Source organism: Corynebacterium sp. HMSC062E11 (genome assembly GCF_001811845.1).
GTDB lineage: Bacteria > Actinomycetota > Actinomycetes > Mycobacteriales > Mycobacteriaceae > Corynebacterium > Corynebacterium hesseae.
Genome location: NZ_KV806787.1, coordinates 1 through 7,601, shown reverse-complemented (window position 1 = coordinate 7,601; position 7,601 = coordinate 1). Strand labels below are relative to the sequence as shown.

The window sequence follows — 7,601 nt, the reverse complement described above, 5'->3', positions numbered from 1 at the left end:
ACAAGGACATCAACGACAAGAACCAGACGGTTACTTCTGACTCCGATAAGCCTTCCCATACCCCGGATAAGGGCGACGGTAAGGACAATGATGGAGACAAGGGCAGCTCGAAGAAGGACCTGCCGTGGTGGCTGCTGCTCATCCCGGGTCTGGGCCTGATCAAGATCATCACCGACGGTGGCCACAACGGTGGCAACGGCGGACACGATGGTGGCAATGGTGGCCACAACCACGGTGAGTCCCATGACAACACCGGCCGCGATGACCGCGAGGTTACCGTCCTGGACGCAACCCCGCCGGAGGATGCTGCTAACCAGCCGCAGGACTTCGGTCAGCCGATGCCGTCCAACACCCACCGCGTGGAGATCAAGCACGTACCTTCTGGTGCAACTGAGCTTGACCCAGGCATGCAGGACTTCATCAAGTAGTCCGCACTGCAATACCATCCCGGCCCTCACCGGCTGGGTGTGGTAGGGCAGACAATGACTAGGACAATCCCCTCCAGGGTGAAAACGCTGGAGGGGATTCGTCATATGATTCTTAGACTATTGTTTACATCGAAACCCCATAGCGAAGACTTTTAGAAGCTAGACGCCCACAACTAGAAGACAGGAACAAGGAGCAGAGATTATGGCTGGCGAAGGCCAACAGAACGATATTCCGGAATACCCCGCCGATTCCACGGGTGAGACGGCCGGGGAGGCTGCCGCGGGAAAGCACCGTGCCGGTGATGAGCAGCCAGCGAGTGAATCGAAGAAGGGCAATAAGAAGCTCCTCATTGGTCTCGTAGCGCTCATTGCGGTCATCTTGGTCGTCGTGCAATTGGTGATCTATGCGGGCCGCAATGGCGATGATTCCGCGGATGACAATGCAGGAGGGGATTCAATGTCGACGTCGCAAAGCGCTGAGTCTGTCGCACCGACGACGAACAATGATCCCTTCGTGGATGACTCCGGTGAGCAGAACCATGAGGCTGAACCGGCACCGGGTGAGTTCCGTGGCTTCGGTGCCATGTCCTTGGGCATCAACGATGAGTTCGCCGCCGTGGACCCGATTCAGGTCACGGATACCGGCATGCTGATTCCGCCGCGCGATGTGCAGCGCTTGGGTTGGTACTCCGCCTCCGCAGTACCGGGTGAGGCTGGCCCGGTGGGCTCCAGCGTTATCACCGGCCACATCAACTACCAGGGTCAGGGAACGGGCTTTGCGGAGAAGTTCACCACCCTGGAGCAGGGCCAGGAATTCACCGTCTTCATCGACGGTGAGGAGCGCCAGTTCCGCGTGACGGAGGCGCCGTACCGTCTGCCGAAGGGCTCAGGTTTCCCGGACGTGGTCAATGACACCCAGGGAGAGAACCGCCTGGTCCTCATCACCTGCGGCGGCAAGTTCGTTGGCGGCGAGTTGGGCTACGAGGACAACATCATCACCGTGGCAGAGCCAGTGGCACCGGTCGAAGGCGGCGCTGAGGCACCGGTCGATGGTGCTGTCGACGTGCCCGCTGAGGGCGCTGTCGAGGCACCGGCGGCTTAGGTTGGTTGGTTTATCGCCTAAGCGGGGTGATGGCTTAGGCGGAGGCCTCCTCCAGGCGCGCGATGTGCAGCGTCAGGTAGGAGACCTCATCGGGGGTTAGAGCGCTGTCGAGGCGCAGCTCAATGAGGTTGGCTACCATCTGGGCGGTCTCGACGGCATCGGGGTAGCGCGCGGAGATGGCGGTGGCCACTTGGCGGTCGTCGGAGTCGAGCTGCTGGTGTTCCGCCATGCGCACGAAGAGGTAGCGCAGGTGCGTGATGAAGCGGGCGACGGAGATGTCTTCGCTATTGAGCTCCGTATCGATGTGCGAGCCGATGACGGCCAGGATCTGCTGGATCAGACCCGTCATGCGGTAGGTGCCGGAGAGATCTCCCACTGCGAAGCCGGCGTTGACCAAGTGCAGTGTGATGGCCACGGCTTCGTCGGGAGCCAGGGGCTTATGGAGCCCGCCGTTGATGGCCGTGAGTAGCTGCTGCGCGAGGGCGAAGTCTTCGGCGTAGAGGTGGCGCACCTCGGCTTCGAGGGGATAAGACACGGCGTTGCCGCGGTTGACGGCACCGTGGATGTGGTCCGCAATCGCGACGACCAAAGTGAGTTTGCTGCGCAGTGCCTCAGACATGTCGACGGAGTGCATGGCGTCGATGACCAACTGAACGTATTCGCCGGGGATGCCGGCGATCATGGCGGCCAGGTGGTCCGGGTCGCGGCCAGAATCCGGGACGAAGACCTTGACCACCTTGGCGGGGTCAACCTCAGTGCCGGGGTGAGCCTGGAAGCCGATTCCGCGTCCGGTGACGATCACGTCCTCCGCGCCGCGGCGTGCGAGCACGACGTTGTTATTGAACACTCGCAACAGTTGCACAAGGCACCTTTCTGGTTGGGGTTAAAACGACTAAAGCCGGCCACGATGGTGGTTCCATCGAGCCAGCTTAGTCAGGGGTCGTTAGAGGCGTGCTAAAGGTTCCCTAGTGGGTCCTTTAGCGGGTCGTGGTGATGACTGTATCGCCAGCGGCGGCGTGGTTCAGGCCAGCCGGGGTGACGGCGGACAGCGCCTTGGTGTTGGTCACGGCAAGGACGATGGTGGTGTCGTAGCCGGCTTCGGTGACCTTGGCGAAGTCAACGGTGGCAAGCAGCTCGCCCTGCTTGACCGTGTCGCCCTTCTTGACGGCTGGGGCGAAACCTTCGCCCTTCATCTTCACGGTGTTGATGCCGATGTGGACGAGGACCTCCACGCCGTCTTCAGTCTTGATGCCGTAGGCGTGGCCGGACTTCATGGCACTCATGACGGTGCCGCTGACGGGGGCGTATACCTCGTTGTTCTCGGGGACGATGCCCACGCCGTCGCCCAGGGTGCCGGCGGAGAAGACCGGGTCATCGATCTCAGCCATGGGGACAACCTTGCCGGCAGCCGGGGAGGCGATGTCGGTGGTGGTGCCAGCGGCGGGCTCAGTAGTGTCGGCGTCTGCAGCAGCGCCGACGTCAGCCTTGGTGGCGGTTGCGGTGGCGGCACCGGCGCCAGCGCCGGCAGCGGCGGTTGCTGCGGGGGCGTCGGCAAGCGCGGCGTTGTCGGCGGTGTTGGCGTTGTCGAGCTCGGCCTTCTCGGCTGCCTCGCGGGCGGCCTTAGCCTCAGCGCGCTCCTCCGGGGTGCGGTAGTCGGTGAAGAGGATGAGGAAGAAGGCCACGAAGAAGGCCACTGCGATGGCGATGGCGTACTTGGCCATCGGGGTGAAGACCGGGATGGTCAGCAGGGAGGTGAAGACGAAGGCGTCGGTAGTAATGCCGTTCGTGCCCAGGGTCAACAGGGCCACGGTCAGGCCACCAGCGAAGCAGCCCACCAGCATGCGCGGGTAAATCCTCTTGTAGCGCAGGTGGATACCGTAGAGGGAAGGCTCGGACACGCCGCCGAGCAGGCCAGCCAGGAGGGCAGAGCCGGAGGTCTGACGCATCACGGTGTCGTGGTCACGGATGGACAGTGCCAGCACGCCAGCGGTAGCGCCGAAGCAGGCGAAGTTCCATGCGCCCATCGGGCCCTGGATGAAGTCATAGCCCAAGGTCTGAATGTTGACCAGCATGAGGGCGTTGAGCGGCCAGTGCAGGCCCAGCGGGACGAGGAACGGGTAGAGCATCGGGATAGCCAGGGCGAAGACGAACGGAACGTTGTCATTCATCCAGGACAGGCCAGCGCCAATGCCGTTACCGGCCCACACACCGAACGGGCCAATGAGGAAGGCCGTCAGCGGGATGACGAAGAGCAGGGTGAGGAAGGGGACGAAGACCATGTGCACCGCAGACGGGATGATCTTCTGGAAGCCCTTGTAGAAGAGCGCCGCTACGGCCGCCATGATGAGCGGCACGAAGACGTTGCCGCCGTACTCCGGCAGCTGCATGGTCATGCCGAAGATGGGGATGGAGCACTGCTCAGCGCCGAGGGTGTCGTTGGTGACGCACTGGACCGCGGGGTTCTCCGAAAGGTTCAGGAACTCCGGGGTGAAGAGCGCCGCCATGATGGTGGCTGGGACCCACGGGTCGATGCGCAGCTTCTTACCAGCGTTGTAGGCCACCATCACCGGCAGGAAGTAGAACACGGAGCGCCACATGGCGTCCACGAAGAACCAGGAGGCAGGCTTGTCCGGGGAACGGAAGTCCACGACGCCGAAAGCGTCCAGGACGGAGGCGAAGGCGATGATGAGGGAAGCGCCCAGCAGCACGCCCAGAATCGGGCGGAAGGAGTCAGAAAGGTACTCGAAGAAGGCGTCCATCCACGGCAGCTTGCCCTTGGACTTGGCGCGGGCGGCGGCCTTGACATCGTCATTAGATTGGCCGCCGGACTGGTTGCGGTTCTTCATCTGCGGGAGGGCCTTGATCTCGTCATAGACCGTGGCCACGTCACCGCCGATGACAACCTGGTAGTTGCGGCCGCCCTGGGGCACGGCACCCATGACCTTGGGGATGGCCTCGAGTGTTTCCTTGTCTGCCTTGGAGGCATCAGCCAGCTCAAAGCGCAGGCGGGTGGCGCAGTGCGTGAGAGAGGTGATGTTCTCCGCCCCGCCGATGCCATCCAGGATGGCCTCGGCTGCCGAGCGAATATCAGTCGACATGAGAATCCTTTCGCGAGTTAAGGGCCTGTGAAAACCACAAAAGACCTAGGCCACAATGGTTCATAGCGAACCATCCCCACGCGGCTAAGAGTGGGGAGCCTAGGTCTTGCCCGAAGTAACAATCCTGGTTAGGAGCCTACTCCGGGGTGCTCACGGGAGACAAGTTACTGTGGGATAGCACACTGTGGTTCCGGGATAGGTGTCGGTGGCCTGGGAAGTTGATGAGGAAAAGCGTCAAGCGGGCGGCGAGCAGGGATGTGTTCCCGTACTGTGAAAGTGTCGTAGTGTCACTGTGTGTCCCAAATTGTGACCCCGGGTACACACCTTCTATGCAGAGAAAGGTTGGTCATGACCGCCAAGTCCTCACGCAATTCTGCCTTTATCAGCGTCATCGGGCGCGGCTTCGACGGCTTGGACGTTGCTGCTGTGGCTCAGGAACTAGGAGCCACCTTCGCCCAGGTCGATGACTTGGGAACCACGCTCAGCGAGGTTTTGGACAACGCCCCCGCGGGCAACCTGGTCCTTCAGGGAACAGGCGTTATGGACTTTGACGCCAAGGCCGCAGCCGCTCTGGGCCTGCCCTTCGTGCTGGTTTCCGACGCGCCTGACCGCGCCGCAGAGCTGGCACTGGAGCACGCGCGCTCGGTGGGCGCCACCGTGGTGGGCGCGGTGGGCGACGTCTCCTCCGTCCCCAGTGCGATTTCCTCCCTGGAGGACATCGAGCCCTATATGTGCGCCGAGCTCTTCCAGAAGCAGCTTCTGGATCAGGCCCGCGAAATCGGGGCGCACATCGTGCTGCCGGAGGGCGAGGATGACCGCATCCTTCAGGCCGCGGGGGAGCTCATCAAGGGCAAGGTGGCGAAGCTGACGATTCTGGGTGACGGGGACGTCGAAAAGCGCGCCCAGGAACTCGGGATCGACCTGAGTAGCGTGGAGATCATCAACCACCTGGAATCCCCGTTGGCGGAGGAATTTGCAGCGGACTTTGCGGAGCTGCGCAAGAAGAAGGGCGTGACGCTGGAGCAGGCGCGCGAGACCATGAAGGACGTGTCCTACTTCGCCACGATGATGGTGCACAAGGGCTTGGCCGATGGCATGGTCTCCGGCGCGGCGCACACCACGGCACACACCATTAAGCCTTCCTTCCAGATCATCAAGACCAAGCCGGAGGCTTCCGTGGTTTCCTCCATCTTCCTCATGGTGATGCCGGGCCGCCTGTGGGCGTTCGGTGATTGCGCGGTGAACCCGAACCCGACCCCGGAGCAGCTCGGCGAGATCGCCATCGTGTCCGCGCAGACCGCGGCACAGTTTGGCCTGGACCCGCGCGTGGCGCTGCTGTCCTACTCGACGGGTACCTCGGGCGCTGGCCCGGACGTGGAGAAGGTGACGCAGGCCGTCGAGGTGGCTCGCGGCATCGATTCTTCCGTGGCGGTGGATGGTCCGCTGCAGTTCGACGCTGCCTGTGACCCCGGCGTGGCCGCCAAGAAGGCGCCGGAATCTGACGTTGCGGGTAAGGCTACGGTCTTCGTCTTCCCGGACCTGGAGGCCGGCAACATTGGTTATAAGACGGCGCAGCGCACCGGTGGCGCGTTGGCGGTGGGCCCGATTCTGCAGGGGCTGAACAAGCCGGTCAATGACCTCTCGCGTGGCGCGACCGTTCCGGACATCATCAACACGGTGGCTATCACCGCTATCCAGGCAGGGGTGAAGTAGATGGCGTACGTACTCGTTCTCAATTCGGGTTCCTCCTCGGTTAAGTTCCAGCTGGTGGACCCGGAAAGCTCGGCCACGGATACCCCGCTGGTCTCCGGCTTGGTGGAGCAGGTCGGAGAGCCGCAGGGTGCGGTGACCGTCAAGACGGGCGGTGAGGAATACAAGGAAGAGCTGGAGATTCCTACCCACTCCTTCGGCCTCGACCGCGCGTTCGGCATCATGCACGAGCACGGCGTGGGCCCGACGGATGTCGAGGTCATCGCCGTGGGCCACCGCGTTGTGCACGGTGGGCGCCTGTTCAGCGAGCCGCAGCTCATCGTGGACCAGATTGAGTCCATGATCGAGGACCTCATCCCGCTCGCGCCGCTGCACAACCCGGCCAACCTGGACGGCATCCGCGTGGCGCGCAAGCTGCTGCCGGATATCCCGCACGTGGCGGTCTTTGATACGGCCTTCTTCAACCACATGCCGCCGGCGGCCGCGCTCTATGCCATCAATAACGATGTGGCCTCGCAGTACGATATTCGCCGTTACGGCTTCCACGGAACCTCCCACGAGTTCGTCTCGCAGCAGGTGCCGAAGCTCTTGGACCGCGACCCGGGGCACGTCCACCAGATCACGCTGCACCTGGGCAACGGTGCCTCGGCGGCGGCGATTCGCAACGGCCGCCCGATCGATACCTCGATGGGCCTGACCCCACTGGCGGGTCTGGCCATGGGCACGCGCTCGGGCGATATTGACCCGGGTATCATCTTCCACCTCTCGCGTGAGGCAGGCATGTCGATCGATGAGATCGACAACCTTCTGAACAAGCGCTCCGGTGTGAAGGGCATTGCGGGTGTCAACGATTTCCGCGTGCTGCGCGAGCGCATCAACAACGAGGACCAGGACGCCTGGCTGGCCTACAACATCTACATCCACCAGCTGCGCCGCTTCATCGGTGCATACATGATTGCGCTGGGCCGCGTGGACGCGATTACGTTTACCGCCGGCGTGGGTGAGAACGATACCGAGGTCCGCCAGGATTCGCTGTACAACCTGGACATGTACGGCATTGACTTCGACAAGGAAGCCAACCTCGTGCGCTCGAAGGAGCCGCGCATGATTTCGACCGCGGAATCCCAGGTCAAGGTCTTCGTGGTGCCGACCAACGAGGAACTGGCCATCGCGCAGAAGTCCGCGGGCATCGCGGCCATGGCCCGGGAGGCGGGCCTGTACTAGTTCTAGGTTGTTATGTCCATAGGGTTTTTGGACATGGAG

At 62.7% G+C, this 7,601-nt stretch carries 6 protein-coding genes; 4 read left to right on the top strand and 2 right to left on the bottom strand.

What is annotated here, in order from left to right; translation table 11 throughout:
- On the top strand, positions 1-428 hold a 428-nt coding region (locus HMPREF2822_RS04685), incomplete at its 5' end, for a hypothetical protein (protein ID WP_198530957.1).
- A gap of 202 nt (positions 429-630) precedes the next feature.
- On the top strand, positions 631-1,530 hold the full coding sequence (locus HMPREF2822_RS04680; protein WP_070521632.1) for a class F sortase: 900 nt from the start codon (positions 631-633) through the stop codon (positions 1,528-1,530).
- 34 nt (positions 1,531-1,564) lie between these two features.
- Here HMPREF2822_RS04680 and HMPREF2822_RS04675 read toward each other — a convergent pair whose 3' ends face one another.
- Together HMPREF2822_RS04675 and HMPREF2822_RS04670 are read right to left on the bottom strand one after the other, a co-directional pair.
- Positions 1,565-2,392: a PRD domain-containing protein gene (locus HMPREF2822_RS04675; protein ID WP_070521630.1), complete on the bottom strand. Its 828-nt coding sequence runs from the start codon at positions 2,390-2,392 to the stop codon at positions 1,565-1,567.
- 115 nt (positions 2,393-2,507) lie between these two features.
- Positions 2,508-4,628 carry a glucose PTS transporter subunit IIA gene (locus HMPREF2822_RS04670; protein ID WP_070521629.1) on the bottom strand — a complete coding sequence of 707 codons (2,121 nt, stop codon included), beginning with the start codon at positions 4,626-4,628 and terminating at the stop codon, positions 2,508-2,510.
- Positions 4,629-4,976: 348 nt separating this feature from the next.
- Between HMPREF2822_RS04670 and pta the strand changes: the two genes are divergently transcribed.
- Complete coding sequence (gene pta, locus HMPREF2822_RS04665; RefSeq protein WP_070521628.1) at positions 4,977-6,341, top strand: phosphate acetyltransferase; 1,365 nt, start codon at positions 4,977-4,979, stop codon at positions 6,339-6,341.
- Positions 6,342-7,562, top strand: a complete 1,221-nt coding sequence (locus tag HMPREF2822_RS04660) for an acetate kinase (RefSeq protein ID WP_070521625.1) — start codon at positions 6,342-6,344, stop codon at positions 7,560-7,562.
- The last annotated feature ends 39 nt before the right edge of the window (positions 7,563-7,601 follow it).